Here is a 14,430-nt window from a genome sequence, read left to right on the forward strand (position 1 = left end):
CGACCTCCACTGCACAAGGGCTGCGAGTGTAGCGCGGTTGGTTCGCAACGGCGCAGCCGCTATGCTTGGCCCCAACTCAACGGATTAGCCGATATGACCCTCACCGAACTGCGCTACATCGTCACGCTTGCCCAGGAGCAGCACTTCGGCCGCGCTGCCGAGCGCTGCCACGTCAGCCAGCCGACCCTGTCGGTCGGCGTGAAGAAGCTCGAGGACGAGCTTGGCGTGCTGATCTTCGAGCGCAGCAAGAGCGCGGTGCGCCTGACCCCGGTCGGCGAGGGCATAGTCGCGCAGGCGCAGAAGGTGCTGGAGCAGGCCCAGGGCATCCGTGAACTGGCCCAGGCCGGCAAGAACCAGCTGACCTCGCCGCTGAAAGTCGGCGCCATCTACACCATCGGCCCGTACCTGTTCCCGCACCTGATCCCGCAGCTGCACCGGGTCGCGCCGCAGATGCCGCTGTACATCGAGGAGAACTTCACCCACATCCTCCGCGACAAGCTGCGCACCGGCGAGCTGGACGCCATCATCATCGCCCTGCCGTTCCAGGAGGCCGACGTCCTCACCCTGCCGCTGTTCGACGAGCCCTTCTACGTGCTGATGCCGGCCAAGCACCCGTGGACCGAGCGCAAGACCATCGACGCCGAGATGCTCAACGACAAGAGCCTGCTGCTGCTCGGCGAGGGTCACTGCTTCCGCGACCAGGTGCTGGAAGCCTGCCCAACCACCCGCAAGGGCGACGAGAACCGCCACACCACGGTCGAATCCAGCTCGCTGGAGACCATCCGCCACATGGTCGCCTCGGGGCTGGGCGTTTCGGTGCTGCCGTTCTCCGCGGTGGACAGCCACCACTACGCGCCGGGCGTGATCGAGATTCGTCCGTTCACCGCCCCCGTGCCCTTCCGCACCGTGGCCATCGCCTGGCGCGCCAGCTTCCCGCGGCCCCGCGCCATCGAGGTGCTGGCCGACTCGATTCGCCTCTGCTCGGTCGCCCAGCCGGTCGCCAAGGGCGAAGCCCAGCCGGCATGACCGAGCTGGCGAACGTCCCGGTTACGGCGCTCAAGGGCGTCGGCGCCGCGCTGGAAGAAAAACTGGCGAAGGTTGGCCTGGAGAACCTGCAGGACATCCTCTTCCACCTGCCGCTGCGCTACCAGGACCGCACCCGCGTCACGCCGATTGGCGCGCTGCGCCCGGGGCAGGACGCAGTGGTCGAGGGCGTGGTGTCCGGCGCCGACGTGGTCATGGGCAAGCGCCGCAGCCTGCTGGTGCGCCTGCAGGACGGCACCGGCACCCTCAGCCTGCGCTTCTACCACTTCAGCCAGGCGCAGAAGGAAGGCCTCAAGCGTGGCACGCACCTGCGCTGCTACGGCGAGGCCCGTCCCGGCGCCTCGGGCCTGGAGATCTACCACCCGGAATACCGCGCGCTGAATGGCGACGAACCTATTCCGGTGGAACAGACGCTGACGCCGATCTACCCGACTACCGAAGGCCTCACCCAGCAGCGCCTGCGCCAGCTCAGCGAGCAGACCCTGGCGCGCCTGGGGCCGAACAGCCTGCCTGACTGGCTGCCGGCCGAGCTGGCCCGCGACTATCGCCTGGGTCCGCTCGACGAGGCGATCCGCTACCTGCACCGACCGCCGCCGGACGCCGATCTCGAAGAACTCGCCGAAGGCCGCCACTGGGCGCAGCACCGCCTCGCATTCGAGGAACTGCTGACCCACCAACTGTCGCTGCAGCGCCTGCGCGAGCAGGTTCGTTCGCAGGCTGCCCCCGCGCTGCCGCCAGCCACCCGGCTGCCGCGGCAGTACCTGAAGAACCTGGGCTTCGCCCCCACCGGCGCGCAACAGCGTGTGGGCGCGGAGATCGCCTACGACCTGGCGCAGTCCGAGCCCATGCTGCGCCTGGTGCAGGGTGACGTCGGCGCCGGCAAGACGGTAGTCGCAGCCCTCGCCGCGCTGCAGGCCATCGAGGCTGGCTACCAGGTGGCGCTGATGGCGCCCACGGAAATCCTCGCCGAGCAGCACTTCCTCAACTTCAGCAAGTGGCTGCAGCCATTGGGCATCGAGGTCGCCTGGCTGGCCGGCAAGCTCAAGGGCAAGGCGCGCGCCGCCGCCCTGGAGCGCATCGCCGCCGGCGCGCCCATGGTGGTCGGCACCCACGCGCTGTTCCAGGACGAGGTGAAGTTCGCCCGCCTGGCCCTGGCGATCATCGACGAACAGCACCGCTTCGGCGTGCAGCAGCGCCTGGCGCTGCGCCAGAAGGGGGTCGACGGCCGCCTCTGCCCGCACCAGCTGATCATGACCGCCACGCCCATTCCGCGGACGCTGGCGATGAGCGCCTATGCCGACCTGGACACCTCGATCCTCGACGAGCTGCCGCCCGGCCGCACGCCGGTGAACACCGTGCTGGTGGCCGACAGCCGCCGCTTCGAGGTGATCGAACGGGTCCGCGCCGCTTGCCGCGAAGGCCGCCAGGCCTATTGGGTCTGCACCCTGATCGAGGAATCCGAAGAGCTCACCTGCCAGGCGGCGGAGACCACCTACGAGGAACTAGCCTCCGCCCTGGGCGAATTGCGTGTCGGGCTGATCCACGGCCGCATGAAGCCGGCGGACAAGGCCACGATCATGGAGGCCTTCAAGGAGGGCATGCTGCAACTGCTGGTGGCGACCACCGTGATCGAGGTCGGCGTCGACGTGCCCAACGCCAGCCTGATGATCATCGAGAACCCCGAGCGCCTGGGCCTGGCCCAGCTGCACCAGCTACGCGGCCGGGTCGGCCGTGGCAGCGCCGCGAGCCATTGCGTGCTGCTCTACCATCCGCCGCTGTCGCAGATCGGTCGCGAACGCCTGGCGATCATGCGCGAGACCTGCGACGGCTTCGTCATCGCCGAGCGCGATCTGGAGTTGCGCGGCCCCGGCGAGATGCTCGGGACACGGCAAACCGGCCTGCTACAGTTCAAGGTCGCCGACCTGATGCGCGACGCCGACCTGCTGCCGGCAGTGCGCGACGCCGCCCAGGCACTGCTGGAACACTGGCCGGAGCACGTCAGCCCGCTATTGTCGCGCTGGTTACGACATGGGCAGCAATACGGCCAAGTGTGAAGTATTTCGCCTTCATCGGTCGGGTATCTGCTCTGTTACGAATAACCGCTGGGTATACTCCAGCCAGCAGTTGATAACCGGATCACAACGAAAATGAGCGAAGCCGCACTCGCCGAAGCACTCCCCGCACCCTCGGTCATCCTCCAGTTGCTCTCGCGCCTGGGCGTGCCCTGCCGGGAGCGTCCCGACACGGCCAACCTGACGGCCTCGCGGAGAGTCCAGGCGAGCCTGCTGGAAGACGCCGTGGGCTCGCTGCTCGTGCTCTTCCCGCAGAGCCAGCTGCTGGACCTCAACCGCCTCACCGAACTGACCGGCCGCAAGCTGCTGGCGATCAAGCCGGAGCGCCTGGAGCGCATGCTCGGCAAGCACCAGCTCAGCCGCCTGCCGGCGCTGCCGCCGCTGACCAGCTCGCCCTGCCTGTATGACGAGCGCCTGCTGCAGGAGCCGCACCTGCTGATCGAGTCGGGCAACCCCGGCACCCTGCTGGAAATCGCTACCGGAGACTTCCGCCAGCTGCTGGAAAAGGCCAGCGCCGCGCGCTTCGGCGTACCACTGGAACAGATCCGGCCGAACCTCGACCGTCCCGACGACGACCGCGCGGAAATCACCCAGGCGGTGCAAGCCTTCACCGCCCGACGCATCCAGCAGCGCCTGGAAGAGACCATCGAGATCCCGCCGCTGCCGGAAACCGCGCAGAAGATCATCAAGCTGCGCGTCGACCCCAACGCCACCGTCGACGACATCACCGGCGTGGTCGAGACCGACCCGGCGCTGGCCGCCCAGGTGGTCAGCTGGGCCGCTTCGCCCTACTACGCCGCGCCGGGCAAGATTCGCTCGGTGGAAGACGCCATCGTCCGCGTGCTGGGCTTCGACCTGGTGATCAACCTCGCCCTGGGCCTCGCCCTGGGCAAGACCCTTAGCCTGCCGAAGGACCATCCGCAGCACGCCACGCCCTATTGGCAACAGGCGATCTACACCGCCGCGGTGATCGAGGGCCTGACCCGCGCCATTCCTCGCGCCGAGCGCCCGGAAGCCGGCCTGACCTACCTCGGCGGCCTGCTGCATAGCATGGGCTACCTGGTCCTGGCGCATATCTTCCCGCCGCACTTCTCGCTGCTCTGCCGGCACCTGGAGGTCAACCCGCACGTGCAGCACGACCTCATCGAGCAGCACCTGCTGGGCATCACCCGCGAGCAGATCGGCGCCTGGCTGATGCGCACCTGGGACATGCCGGAAGAGATCTACACCGCGCTGCGCTTCCAGCACGACCCCGAATACGCCGGGCCCAATGCGTCCTACGCCAACCTGATCTGCCTGGCCACCCGCCTGCTGCGCCAGAACGGCATCGGCGCCGGCCCCCAGGGGCCGATCCCGCAGAGCCTGCTGGACCGCCTGGACATTCCCCGCGAGAAAGCCGTGGACGCCGTGCGCAAGGTGCTCGACGCCGAGGCCGTGCTGCGTGAGCTGGCCTCGCAGATGAACCCCCAGCACTGATCGCGCCGACAAACAAAAACGCCGTGCCCCGAATCGAGGCACGGCGTTTTTGTTTCTAGCGCGAAAGCGTCAGGCCGCTTCCTTCTCCGGCTTCTTCGCCTTCTTCGGCTTCAGGTACTTCACCAGGCCCTGGAACCAGATCACCAGCGCCGGGTTGCCCTGGATCTGGATCGACTTGTCCTGGATGCCCTGCATGAAGGCCAGCTGCGGATTCTTCGAGGTGAGGGTGGCGTAGCCGTAGGCGCTGTCGCGGAAGCCAATGGCGAATGCCGGCGCCGGGTGGGTGCCACGGCGGGCGCTGACACGCTGGTCACGGACCAGGAAGTGACGTGCGACCTTGCCGTCCAGGCTATGCAGCTGGAACACCAGGTCCTTGCCTTCGAGTTGCTTCTGGAATGCCGGATTATCGCGCCCGGCCTTCGCCATGAGACGCCCGAGCAGCCAGAGAAGAAGACGGAATTTCATGCACAGACCTCGGAGTTCGAGACATAAGGCTGCACATTGTAGCGACTTCGAAGAAGGACTACATCCGCACTTTTGACGGGAAAATGTAACTGCGGAGGGTGGTCCGGAGCCGGTGCGGCTCCGGACCGGGAACATCAGTTGACTGCGTCCTTCAGGGCCTTGCCCGGCTTGAAGGCGACGGTGTTGCTGGCCTTGATCTTGACCGGCTGGCCAGTCTGCGGGTTCTTGCCAGTGCGGGCGCCACGATGGCGCTGGATGAAGGTACCGAAACCAACGAGGGTGACGCTGTCCTTGCGGTTGAGCGCACCGGTGATCTCATCCAGCAATGCGTTCAGCACCTTGTTGGCTTGTTCTTTGGTGAGGTCGGCCTTTTCGGCGATCGCCGCGGCGAGTTCTGGTTTACGCATAAATGCCTCTTTGACGGTTTATTGTTTTTTTGTCCGTGCTGTCTTCCCAACAGCGCCAAAGGCACCGCGACCCAGGCCCTACAGGCTCTAGGCTGCGGCAGACCGGGGGGAGGATGGCACGCCGCAAGCTGGTACGCCAGTATCGTCCGACAATTTTCGGGCTCTTTCCCACGAGGAAATCGCCATAGCTGAAGACTTTTACGCCATCAGCGCCGGCAACTCCTTGTTCAGCGAGAGCTTTTCGTTGACCGCCGCGCCCGTCAGGGCATAACCGAGCAAGCGACCGGCGGCATCCCGGCAAAGTACCTTGAGGTCCGCGCCAGAGCCTTCCACCTGCCATTCGCCGTCGCTGCCGCGCGGCGGCGGCGAGACCACCAGCGGGCATACCGGGGTCTTCACGGTGACCGGCATGGGGCCGTAGGAAACTGCTGTCGGCTTGCCCGCCAGGGTCTGCGCCAGTGCGCGAGCGCAAGCCATCAGCGGCATCACGTAAAGCAGGTTGAGGCCATCCACTTCGGCGCAGTCGCCGAGCGCGTAGATGTTGGCGTGCGAAGTACGCAGCTCGCGGTTCACCACCACGCCGCGATTGACCTCCAGCCCGGCGCCGGCGGCCAGGTCGATGCGCGGGCGCAGGCCCACGGCGGAGACCACCAGGTCGCAAGGAATTTCGCTGCCATCGGACAGGTGCGCCAGCAACGCATCGCCGGCCTGCTCCAGGCGGTTCAGCACCGGGCCGAGGTGGAACTTCACGCCCAGGCCTTCCAGGCCGGCCTGCACAGCAGCAGCGGCGGCCGGATGCAGCAAGCCCGGCATCACCTGCTCGCAAGGCGCCACCACGTCGATCTGGTAGCCGCCGCTGGACAGGTCGTTGGCGAACTCGCAGCCGATCAGCCCGGCGCCCAGCAGCAGCACGCGGCTCTTGCCGGCGGCGGCGGCACGGAAGCGCGCGTAATCCTCCAGGTCGTTGATCGGGAAGATGCGCTCCAGGGCATCGCCCTGCACCGGCACGCGGATGGTCTCGGCGCCCCAGGCCAGCACCAGGTCGCGGTACTCGACCTGCTCTTCGCCGATCCAGATGCGCTTGTGCCCCGGATCGATGCCGGTCACGCGGGTGTGAGTGAGGATGCGCGCCTTGAGTTGCTCGGCCATGGCGCCTGGCTCGGCCATCGCCAGGCCGTCGGCGTCCTTGTCCTTGGAGAAGCCGGTGGAGAGCATCGGCTTGGAGTAGGAGCGGCCGTCGTCCGCGGTGATCAGCAGCAGCGGCGTTTCGCCGTCCAGCTTGCGCCACTCGCGCGCCAGGTTGTAGCCGGCCAGGCCGGTGCCGATGATCACCAGCGGTGCGTTCTCGCTCATTGGGTTCTCCAGATCGAACGGGGACCGCTCCGGCGACCCTGCGCCGGTGCGGAAGAATTCAGGGATGGGCGCGACTCAGGCGATTTCGATCATCTCGAAGTCGATCTTGCTCGCACCGCAATCGGGGCAGATCCAGTCGGCGGGAATGTCTTCCCAGCGCGTACCGGGGGCGATGCCCTCCTCGGGCAGGCCGAGGGCCTCGTCGTAGATGAAGCCACAGATCACGCATTGCCACTTGCGCATCGCCACTCCTCCTGCGGATCGGCCCGGGCGAACCTAACGTAGATTGGCGCAGCCCGCCAAGGGCAGGGATGCCGCCGGGCAGCGGCAATGCAGCCAACTCGCCCAGCATAGCCAGCGCCGGGCCCGCGCGCAGAAACAACAACGGCGGCCACGGCCGCCGTCGTCACCGAACATCGACTGAGGGATCAGCCGATCTCGATCATAACATCGACTGAGGGATCAGCCGATCTCGATCATCTCGAAGTCCATCTTGCCGACGCCGCAGTCGGGGCACAGCCAGTCTTCCGGCACGTCTTCCCAACGGGTGCCCGCGGCGATGCCTTCTTCCGGCCAGCCTTTGGTTTCGTCATAGATGAGTCCGCAGACTACGCATTGCCACTTTTTCATTGTCGACCCCTCGGGCGGGTTACCACGGTTTGCGGTCCGCACGCTAACGCAATTCCCGATGCGCGCCAAGACGCCACCGGGCAGTTGGCCACCCGTTGGGGGCCAACCAAAGATGGGTGTGGATAACCCTCCCCCAACCGCGCGCGCCCACTCCGAGAGATCGAGGGATCAGCCTCCACCGGCGAGCGCCTGGTCGACCAGCTCGATCCAGTGCCGGACAGGCGTGCGGCCCGCACTGTCGAGGTGGATCTGGCAGCCGATGTTGGCGGTGGCGATCAGGTCGGGGCGGCCGCTTTCCAGCGCATCCAGCCGGTTGGCGCGCAGGCGCTTCGACAGCTCCGGCTGCGTCAGCGAATAGGTACCGGCCGAGCCGCAGCAGAGATGACCATCGGGCACCGCGGTGAGGTTGAAGCCCAGGCGCTTGAGCACCGCCTCGACAGCGCCGCCGAGCTTTTGCGCGTGCTGCAGCGTGCAGGGGCAGTGGAAGGCGAGCGTCTGGTCGCAGCGCAGGCCGAGGCTTTCCAGCGGCTCGGCGCGGACGATTTCGATCAGGTCCTTCGCCAACTCACTCACGCGAACCGCCTTGGCGGCGTACTGCGGATCGTCGCGCAGCAGGTAACCGTATTCCTTGACGAAGGCGCCGCAGCCGCTGGCGGTCTGCACGATGGCCTCGGCGCCCTCTTCGATGGCCGACCACCAGGCGTCGATATTGCGTCGTGCGCGCTGCAGCCCGGACGCCTGGGCATTCAGGTGGTATTCCGCGGCACCGCAACAGGCGGCCTGAGGCGCAGGCGTCACGCTGATGCCAAGGCGGTCGAGCACACGCGCGGCGGCCGCGTTGGTGTTCGGCGACAGCGCCTGCTGCACGCAGCCTTCGAGCATCAGCACACGACGCGCATGCCGCTCCGGCGGCCGCTCGCCGGGCGCTGCGATGGCGCGCGGCAAGTGCTGGCTCAGGGACGCCGGGAGAATCGGCCGTAGCGCCTGGCCGGCCCCAAACAGCGCCTTGAACAGCGCCGGTCGCGGCACCACAGCGAGCAGCCCGGTGCGCAGCAGGCGCTCGCCCAACGGACGCGGCACGCGCGCCTCGATGGCCGCGCGGCCGATGTCCAGCAGCTTGTGGTACTCCACCCCGGACGGACAGGTGGTTTCGCAATTGCGGCAGGTCAGGCAGCGGTCCAGGTGCATCTGGGTCTTCGCGCTCACCTCGTCCTGTTCGAGGAACTGCTTGATCAGGTAGATGCGCCCGCGCGGGCCATCCAACTCGTCGCCAAGTTCCTGATAGGTCGGGCAGGTGGCGTTGCAAAAGCCGCAGTGCACGCAGCTACGCAGGACACGCTCGGCTTCGTCGGCATGCTCCAGGCGCTTGGCTACTTCGCTCAGGTTGGTCTGCATAGAACCGTCCAAGTCAGAGGTCGGCGTACATGCGCCCGGGGTTGAAGATGCCCTGCGGATCGAGCTGGCGCTTCAGCGACCGATGCAACTTGAGCAGGGACTCGGGCAGCGGATGCAGCGGATCGTCGACGTGGCTCGGGGTGAAGCAGGTCGCGTGGCCGCCGACTGCACTCACGGCCTGGCGAATCCGCTCGGCGGAAGCGTCGGACTTGAGCCAACGCTGTGCGCCACCCCAGTCCAGCAGCTGTGCGCCAGGCAGCGCCAGCGGTGCGGTCGTGGCCGGCAGCGACAAGCGCCAGAGCGGGCGCGAATCGCGGAAGAAGGCCAGGCGCTGTTCGCGCAGCTCCTCCCACCAGCCGTCACCCAGGGGATCGCCACCGATGCGGTCGCAGGCTGCGCGCACCGAGCCCTCGTTACCCTCGAAACGCAGGTATAGCTGCTCGCCATCGAGCGCGGCTGCGCTCAGCGGCAGCGGTTGCTGGCCCCACTCGGCGAGGCGCTGGAGCGCGCGCTCGAGCGGAATGCTCTGGCGCAGGCTGATGTGGCAGCGCGGCTTGGGCAGCACCTTGAACGAGGCCTCGGTGATCACTCCCAGGCAACCGAAGCTGCCGGCCAGCAGACGCGACAGGTCGTAGCCGGCAACGTTCTTCATCACTTGGCCGCCGAAGCGCAGGTGGGTGCCCAGGCCGCTGATCATCCGCGTGCCAAGAACGAAGTCGCGCACTGCGCCCGCCCAGGGCCGGCGCGGGCCGGACAGCCCGGCGGCGAGCATTCCGCCAACCGTGGCCTTGTCGCTGAAGCTTGGCGGCTCGCAAGCAAGCATCTGCCCGGCGCCATCCAGCACGGCATTCAGCTCGCGCAACGGAGTGCCGGCTCGGGCGGTGATGACCAACTCGGTCGGGTCGTAGGAAACGATGCCCGTGTGGCCGGCAACATCCAGCGGACGGGCGTCCACCCAGCGACCGAGAAAGGTCTTGCTGGAGCCGCCGCGAATCGACAGGGCGGTCCGTTCCGCCAGGGCCTGGCGCACCTGTTCGAGCAGCTCCGCACTGCGGTCGGCGCCAGCCTGGGAATCGAAATTCGGGGGCATCAGAAGCGCTCCAGGTCCGGAAACGGCAACTGCCCACGGTGGATGTGCATGGCGCCGAACTCGGCGCAGCGGTGCAGCGTGGGAATGTTCTTGCCAGGGTTGAGCAAACCCTGCGGATCGAAGGCAGCCTTTACCGCATGGAACAGGGTCAGCTCATCAGCGTTGAACTGCGCGCACATCTGGTTGATCTTCTCGCGCCCCACGCCATGTTCGCCGGTGATGCTGCCGCCCACCGCCACGCAGAGTTCGAGGATCCTCCCACCCAGCGCCTCGGCGCGCTCCAGCTCGCCAGGCAGGTTGGCGTCGAAGAGAATCAGCGGGTGCATGTTGCCATCGCCGGCGTGGAACACATTGGCCACGCGCAGGCCGTATTCGGCGGACAGCTCGGCAATGCCGCGCAGCACGCGAGGCAGTTCGCGGCGCGGGATGGTGCCATCCATGCAGTAGTAGTCCGGCGAGATGCGCCCTACCGCCGGGAAGGCGTTCTTGCGACCAGCCCAGAACCTCGCCCGCTCTTCTTCGTCCCGCGCCAGCCGCACGTCTGTAGCGCCGGCCTTGCGCAGCACGCCTTCGACGCAGAGGCAATCCTCGTGGACGTCGGACTCCACGCCATCCAGCTCGCACAGAAGGATGGCCGCGGCGTCCACCGGGTAACCGGCGTGGATGAAGTCCTCGGCGGCGCGGATCGACAGGTTGTCCATCATCTCCAGGCCGCCGGGGATGATGCCGGCGGCGATGATGTCGGCCACCGCGCGGCCAGCCTTCTCGACGTCATCGAAGCTTGCCATCAACACCTTGGCCATCTGCGGCTTGGGCAGCAGCTTCACGGTTACCTCGACCACCACGCCGAGCAGGCCTTCGGAACCGGTGAACAGCGCCAGCAAATCGAAGCCAGGGCTGTCGAGAGCGTCGGAGCCGAGCGTCAGGCGCTCGCCGTCCATGGTGACGATCTCGACCTTGAGCAGGTTGTGCACCGTCAGCCCGTACTTCAGGCAATGCACGCCGCCGGCGTTCTCGGCGACATTGCCGCCAATCGAACAGGCGATCTGCGAGGACGGATCGGGCGCGTAGTACAGGCCGTAAGGCGCGGCAGCCTGGGAAATGGCCAGGTTGCGCACGCCGGGCTGCACGCGGGCGTAGCGCCCGGCCGGGTTCACTTCGAGGATGCGCTTGAAGCGCGCCATCACCAGCAGCACGCCCTGCTCCAGCGGCAGCGCACCACCGGACAGGCCGGTACCGGCGCCGCGCGCGATCACAGGCACGCGCATCCGGTGGCACAGGCGCAGCAGGGTCTGCACCTGCTCGACGTGTTCGGGCAGCACCACCAGCAACGGCGTGCAGCGGTAGGCGGAGAGGCCATCGCATTCGTAGGGGCGCAGGTCCTCCGGCTCGTGGAGGATTTCCAGATCCGGCAGCGCGGCGCGCAGCTCGACGAGTAGCGCGGGCTTGTCCACCTTGGGCAGTGCGCCATCGAGGCGCTCATCGTAAAGGATGTTCATCGGGCCTCACCGGGCGGGTTCTTCTTGTGGCTTCGTCGACCAGTCTAGAAGCCGTGGCAACCTGTCACAGTTCCCCGCTCGGCGATCCGACACCTAGAAGGCTGGACCCGATGAAGACGACGCCATTGGTCACGGTCTGGCCAATGCGCTTCGTGCTACCCTGCCGCCGTCCTACACAAACGTCTCGCTCCCGTGTCCGATTTTTCCTCCCCCCTGCCCCGCTGGCTCGCTGAAGACCAACTGCCCGCCAACGTCGACCCCGCCGTACACGACTGGCTGTTCGACCAGGGCTCGCTGACTCGCCGCCTCACCGCCCTCGCCGAAGGCGCCTTCAGCGTCGAGCCGCTGTGCGAGGAGTGGCAAGTGCTGCGCGACGACGAGTGCGCCGCGCTGGGCGTGCCCAACGGCAGCCAGGGCTGGGTGCGCGAGGTCTACCTGCACGGCCACGGCCAGCCCTGGGTGTTTGCCCGCAGCGTCGCCGCGCGCGCCGCACTGGAAGCATCGGGCTTCGACCTGGCGCTGCTTGGCACACGCTCGCTGGGCGAGCTGCTGTTCAGCGACAGCGCGTTCCGCCGCGATGTGATCGAAATCTGCCTGTACCCCGCGCCCTTCCTCCCGCTGGAAGTGCGCCGCACGCTGCTTTGGGGCCGCCGTTCGTGCTTCCGCCGCGGCGCGCTGGGCGTGCTGGTCGCCGAAGTGTTCCTGCCGCGCCTGTGGCGCGCCGCCGGGGTCGACGCCTTATAATCCTCCGTTCCTGTCCGGAGGTAGCCATGTTCGTCGCCCTGATCAAACCTCTCGCCCGCCTGCACCCTCGCGCCTGGGACTTCATCCAGTTGACGCGCATGGACAAGCCGATCGGCATCTACCTGCTGCTGTGGCCGACGCTGTGGGCGCTGTGGATGGCCAGCGGCGGCGTTCCCAGCCTGAAGAACCTGGTTATCTTCATCCTCGGCACGGTGGCGATGCGCGCTGCAGGTTGCGTGATCAACGACTTCGCCGACCGCAACTTCGACGGCCACGTTGCGCGCACCAAGGCGCGTCCGCTGGCCACCGGCAAGATCACCGTGAGCGAGGCCTGGATCACCTTCTTCGCGTTGCTGGCGACCAGCTTCGTGCTGGTGTTGTGCACCAACGAGAAGACCATCTTCCTGTCGTTCGGCGGCGCCGCCATCGCCGCGCTCTACCCCTTCATGAAGCGCTACACCTACTACCCGCAGGTGGTGCTGGGCGCGGCCTTCTCCTGGGGCATTCCGATGGCATTCACCGCGGCCAGCGGCAAGCTGCCGGCAGCGGCCTGGCTACTGTTCTTCGCCAACGTGCTGTGGACCGTGGCTTACGACACCTACTACGCGATGACCGACCGCGAGGACGACCTAAAGATCGGCGTGAAATCCACCGCCATCCTCTTCGGCGACGCCGACCGGGTGATCATCCTGACCCTGCAGGGCCTGACGCTCCTGCTGACGGTGCTGGCCGCCAACCAGCTGCACCTGGGCTGGAGCTTCTATGCCGGCCTGGTAGTAGCTGCAGGCTGCTTCGCCTGGGAATTCCACTCGACCCGCGACCGCGACCCGCAGGCCTGCTTCAAGGCCTTCCTGCACAACCATTGGGCGGGGCTGGCGATCTTCCTCGGCACCGTCGCCGACTACGCGCTGCGCTGAGCGACGCCGACGACGGTTGGCCACTGGGCGAACGGTTTACTGCGGCTTGGCCACGTGCCAGGCGCCGTCCATCTTGCCCTCGCCGGTGGCGTCGCCGGGCTTCTGGTCCTTCACGAAGCGGTACAACGGCTTGCCGTAGTAGGCCCACTGCTGACCGCCGTCACGGTTGATCAGGGTCCAGTCTTCGCCAGCCTTGGCGCCGCTTTCGGCCATCAGCGGCGGCCAGAACTGCTCGCACTGGCCCGTGCACATCGACTTGCCGCCACTGTCCTTGTCGAAGGTGTAGAGCGTCATGCCCTTGGCATCGACCAGCATGCCGTTCTTGACCGTGGCCGGGTCGGCCGCGTGCGCGGCCAAGGCCGGCAGCGCCAGGCCGAGGGCCAGCACCAGGTGTTTGCAATTCATCGTCGATCTCCTCAGAAGCGGTGGGAACCGCAAGGGAGCGCAGCGGGACGGCGGCAGGTCAGGCAGGCCGCCAAGACGGTCCCGGCGATACGCGTCGAACCACCCTCAAGGGCGGTCTGATCAGCATAGTAGAGCGCCCGCCAACCGCCGGGCCTGGCGCTCGGCTAACATGCTGGTGTCACATCCTTGAAATAATTCCGTTATCTAATGCGGCGCAGTAGAGAACTCCAGAGACGAGACCATGGTTGGCAAGACAATCCTCATCGTTGACGACGAAGCACCGATCCGCGAGATGATCGCAGTGGCCCTGGAAATGGCCGGATACGAGTGCCAGGAAGCGGAAAGCACCCAGCAGGCCCACGCTGCCATCGTCGACCGCAAGCCGGACCTGATCCTGCTCGACTGGATGCTGCCGGGCACCTCCGGCATCGAACTGGCGCGCCGCCTGAAGCGTGACGAGATGACCGAGGACATCCCGATCATCATGCTCACCGCCAAGGGCGAAGAGGACAACAAGATCCAGGGCCTGGAAGTCGGCGCCGACGACTACATCACCAAGCCGTTCTCGCCGCGCGAACTGGTCGCCCGCCTGAAGGCCGTGCTGCGCCGCACCGGCGCCGGCGACAGCGAGGCGCCGATCGAGGTCGGCGGCCTGATGCTCGATCCGGTCAGCCACCGCGTGACCATCGACGGCAAGCCCGCCGAAATGGGTCCGACGGAATACCGCCTGCTGCAGTTCTTCATGACCCACCAGGAACGCGCCTACACTCGCGGCCAACTGCTCGACCAGGTCTGGGGCGGCAACGTCTATGTGGAAGAGCGCACCGTCGACGTGCACATCCGCCGTCTGCGCAAGGCCCTGGGCGAGGTCTACGAGAATCTGGTACAGACCGTGCGCGGGACCGGGTATCGTTTCTCCACCAAGACCTGACG

The 14,430-nt window shown here is 67.0% G+C and carries 15 protein-coding genes; 6 read left to right on the forward strand and 9 right to left on the reverse strand.

Annotated features, from left to right (window positions below; translation table 11 throughout):
• The first annotated feature begins 93 nt into the window (after positions 1-93).
• The 3 genes from PKB_RS27950 to PKB_RS27960 all read left to right on the forward strand — a co-directional run bounded on the left by PKB_RS27950 (position 94) and on the right by PKB_RS27960 (position 4,592).
• The gene (locus PKB_RS27950) at positions 94-1,026 is read left to right on the forward strand and encodes a hydrogen peroxide-inducible genes activator (RefSeq protein WP_043256498.1); all 933 of its coding nucleotides are present in this window, start codon (positions 94-96) and stop codon (positions 1,024-1,026) included.
• The gene (gene recG / locus PKB_RS27955) at positions 1,023-3,098 is read left to right on the forward strand and encodes an ATP-dependent DNA helicase RecG (protein WP_043256500.1); all 2,076 of its coding nucleotides are present in this window, start codon (positions 1,023-1,025) and stop codon (positions 3,096-3,098) included. The genes PKB_RS27950 and recG overlap by 4 nt, the downstream gene beginning before the upstream one ends.
• A 93-nt stretch (positions 3,099-3,191) precedes the next feature.
• Positions 3,192-4,592 (forward strand): aminoacyl-tRNA deacylase and HDOD domain-containing protein, encoded by a 1,401-nt coding sequence (locus PKB_RS27960; RefSeq protein WP_043256501.1) that lies wholly within the window; start codon positions 3,192-3,194, stop codon positions 4,590-4,592.
• A 69-nt stretch (positions 4,593-4,661) separates the two neighbouring features.
• Here PKB_RS27960 and PKB_RS27965 read toward each other — a convergent pair whose 3' ends face one another.
• The 8 genes from PKB_RS27965 to glcD all read right to left on the reverse strand — a co-directional run bounded on the left by PKB_RS27965 (position 4,662) and on the right by glcD (position 11,431).
• A complete protein-coding gene (locus PKB_RS27965) occupies positions 4,662-5,057 on the reverse strand; it encodes a hypothetical protein (protein WP_043256502.1) in 396 nt (131 codons plus the stop codon).
• 134 nt (positions 5,058-5,191) lie between these two features.
• Positions 5,192-5,464 (reverse strand): HU family DNA-binding protein, encoded by a 273-nt coding sequence (locus PKB_RS27970; protein WP_009614168.1) that lies wholly within the window; start codon positions 5,462-5,464, stop codon positions 5,192-5,194.
• Positions 5,465-5,662: 198 nt separating this feature from the next.
• A complete protein-coding gene (locus tag PKB_RS27975; protein WP_043256503.1) occupies positions 5,663-6,817 on the reverse strand; it encodes an NAD(P)/FAD-dependent oxidoreductase in 1,155 nt (384 codons plus the stop codon).
• Positions 6,818-6,892: 75 nt separating this feature from the next.
• Positions 6,893-7,060, reverse strand: coding sequence for a rubredoxin (locus tag PKB_RS27980; protein WP_043256505.1), 168 nt, complete (start codon positions 7,058-7,060; stop codon positions 6,893-6,895).
• Between the two features lie 219 nt (positions 7,061-7,279).
• On the reverse strand, positions 7,280-7,447 hold the full coding sequence (locus tag PKB_RS27985) for a rubredoxin (protein WP_043256507.1): 168 nt from the start codon (positions 7,445-7,447) through the stop codon (positions 7,280-7,282).
• Between the two features lie 168 nt (positions 7,448-7,615).
• Positions 7,616-8,842: a glycolate oxidase subunit GlcF gene (gene glcF / locus PKB_RS27990; RefSeq protein ID WP_043256510.1), complete on the reverse strand. Its 1,227-nt coding sequence runs from the start codon at positions 8,840-8,842 to the stop codon at positions 7,616-7,618.
• Positions 8,843-8,855: 13 nt separating this feature from the next.
• Positions 8,856-9,932 (reverse strand): glycolate oxidase subunit GlcE, encoded by a 1,077-nt coding sequence (gene glcE / locus PKB_RS27995; RefSeq protein ID WP_043256512.1) that lies wholly within the window; start codon positions 9,930-9,932, stop codon positions 8,856-8,858.
• Positions 9,932-11,431 (reverse strand): glycolate oxidase subunit GlcD, encoded by a 1,500-nt coding sequence (gene glcD / locus PKB_RS28000; RefSeq protein WP_043256514.1) that lies wholly within the window; start codon positions 11,429-11,431, stop codon positions 9,932-9,934. Before glcD ends, glcE begins: the two co-directional genes overlap by 1 nt.
• A 213-nt stretch (positions 11,432-11,644) precedes the next feature.
• On the opposite strand from glcD, the gene PKB_RS28005 reads away from it, so the two are divergent.
• Together PKB_RS28005 and ubiA are read left to right on the forward strand one after the other, a co-directional pair.
• A complete protein-coding gene (locus tag PKB_RS28005) occupies positions 11,645-12,175 on the forward strand; it encodes a chorismate lyase (RefSeq protein ID WP_156958159.1) in 531 nt (176 codons plus the stop codon).
• A gap of 26 nt (positions 12,176-12,201) precedes the next feature.
• Positions 12,202-13,092, forward strand: a complete 891-nt coding sequence (ubiA, locus tag PKB_RS28010) for a 4-hydroxybenzoate octaprenyltransferase (protein WP_043256518.1) — start codon at positions 12,202-12,204, stop codon at positions 13,090-13,092.
• A 36-nt stretch (positions 13,093-13,128) separates the two neighbouring features.
• Here ubiA and PKB_RS28015 read toward each other — a convergent pair whose 3' ends face one another.
• Positions 13,129-13,497 (reverse strand): COG4315 family predicted lipoprotein, encoded by a 369-nt coding sequence (locus PKB_RS28015; protein WP_197539240.1) that lies wholly within the window; start codon positions 13,495-13,497, stop codon positions 13,129-13,131.
• A gap of 241 nt (positions 13,498-13,738) precedes the next feature.
• On the opposite strand from PKB_RS28015, the gene phoB reads away from it, so the two are divergent.
• Positions 13,739-14,428: a phosphate regulon transcriptional regulator PhoB gene (gene phoB, locus PKB_RS28020; RefSeq protein WP_043256519.1), complete on the forward strand. Its 690-nt coding sequence runs from the start codon at positions 13,739-13,741 to the stop codon at positions 14,426-14,428.
• Positions 14,429-14,430: the final 2 nt, after the last annotated feature.

It is taken from the genome of Pseudomonas knackmussii B13, from assembly GCF_000689415.1.
GTDB lineage: Bacteria > Pseudomonadota > Gammaproteobacteria > Pseudomonadales > Pseudomonadaceae > Pseudomonas > Pseudomonas knackmussii.

What these genes read in the sequence shown, in the direction of transcription:
- PKB_RS27950 (WP_043256498.1), top strand. Translation starts at nt 94, where the DNA reads ATGACCCTCACCGAACTGCGCTACATCGTCACGCTTGCCCAGGAGCAG.
- glcE (WP_043256512.1), bottom strand. Translation starts at nt 9,932, where the DNA reads ATGCCCCCGAATTTCGATTCCCAGGCTGGCGCCGACCGCAGTGCGGAG.
- PKB_RS28015 (WP_197539240.1), bottom strand. Translation starts at nt 13,497, where the DNA reads ATGAATTGCAAACACCTGGTGCTGGCCCTCGGCCTGGCGCTGCCGGCC.
- PKB_RS27960 (WP_043256501.1), top strand. Translation starts at nt 3,192, where the DNA reads ATGAGCGAAGCCGCACTCGCCGAAGCACTCCCCGCACCCTCGGTCATC.
- PKB_RS27970 (WP_009614168.1), bottom strand. Translation starts at nt 5,464, where the DNA reads ATGCGTAAACCAGAACTCGCCGCGGCGATCGCCGAAAAGGCCGACCTC.
- PKB_RS27965 (WP_043256502.1), bottom strand. Translation starts at nt 5,057, where the DNA reads ATGAAATTCCGTCTTCTTCTCTGGCTGCTCGGGCGTCTCATGGCGAAG.
- glcD (WP_043256514.1), bottom strand. Translation starts at nt 11,431, where the DNA reads ATGAACATCCTTTACGATGAGCGCCTCGATGGCGCACTGCCCAAGGTG.
- PKB_RS27980 (WP_043256505.1), bottom strand. Translation starts at nt 7,060, where the DNA reads ATGCGCAAGTGGCAATGCGTGATCTGTGGCTTCATCTACGACGAGGCC.
- PKB_RS27985 (WP_043256507.1), bottom strand. Translation starts at nt 7,447, where the DNA reads ATGAAAAAGTGGCAATGCGTAGTCTGCGGACTCATCTATGACGAAACC.
- ubiA (WP_043256518.1), top strand. Translation starts at nt 12,202, where the DNA reads ATGTTCGTCGCCCTGATCAAACCTCTCGCCCGCCTGCACCCTCGCGCC.
- PKB_RS27975 (WP_043256503.1), bottom strand. Translation starts at nt 6,817, where the DNA reads ATGAGCGAGAACGCACCGCTGGTGATCATCGGCACCGGCCTGGCCGGC.
- recG (WP_043256500.1), top strand. Translation starts at nt 1,023, where the DNA reads ATGACCGAGCTGGCGAACGTCCCGGTTACGGCGCTCAAGGGCGTCGGC.
- phoB (WP_043256519.1), top strand. Translation starts at nt 13,739, where the DNA reads ATGGTTGGCAAGACAATCCTCATCGTTGACGACGAAGCACCGATCCGC.
- glcF (WP_043256510.1), bottom strand. Translation starts at nt 8,842, where the DNA reads ATGCAGACCAACCTGAGCGAAGTAGCCAAGCGCCTGGAGCATGCCGAC.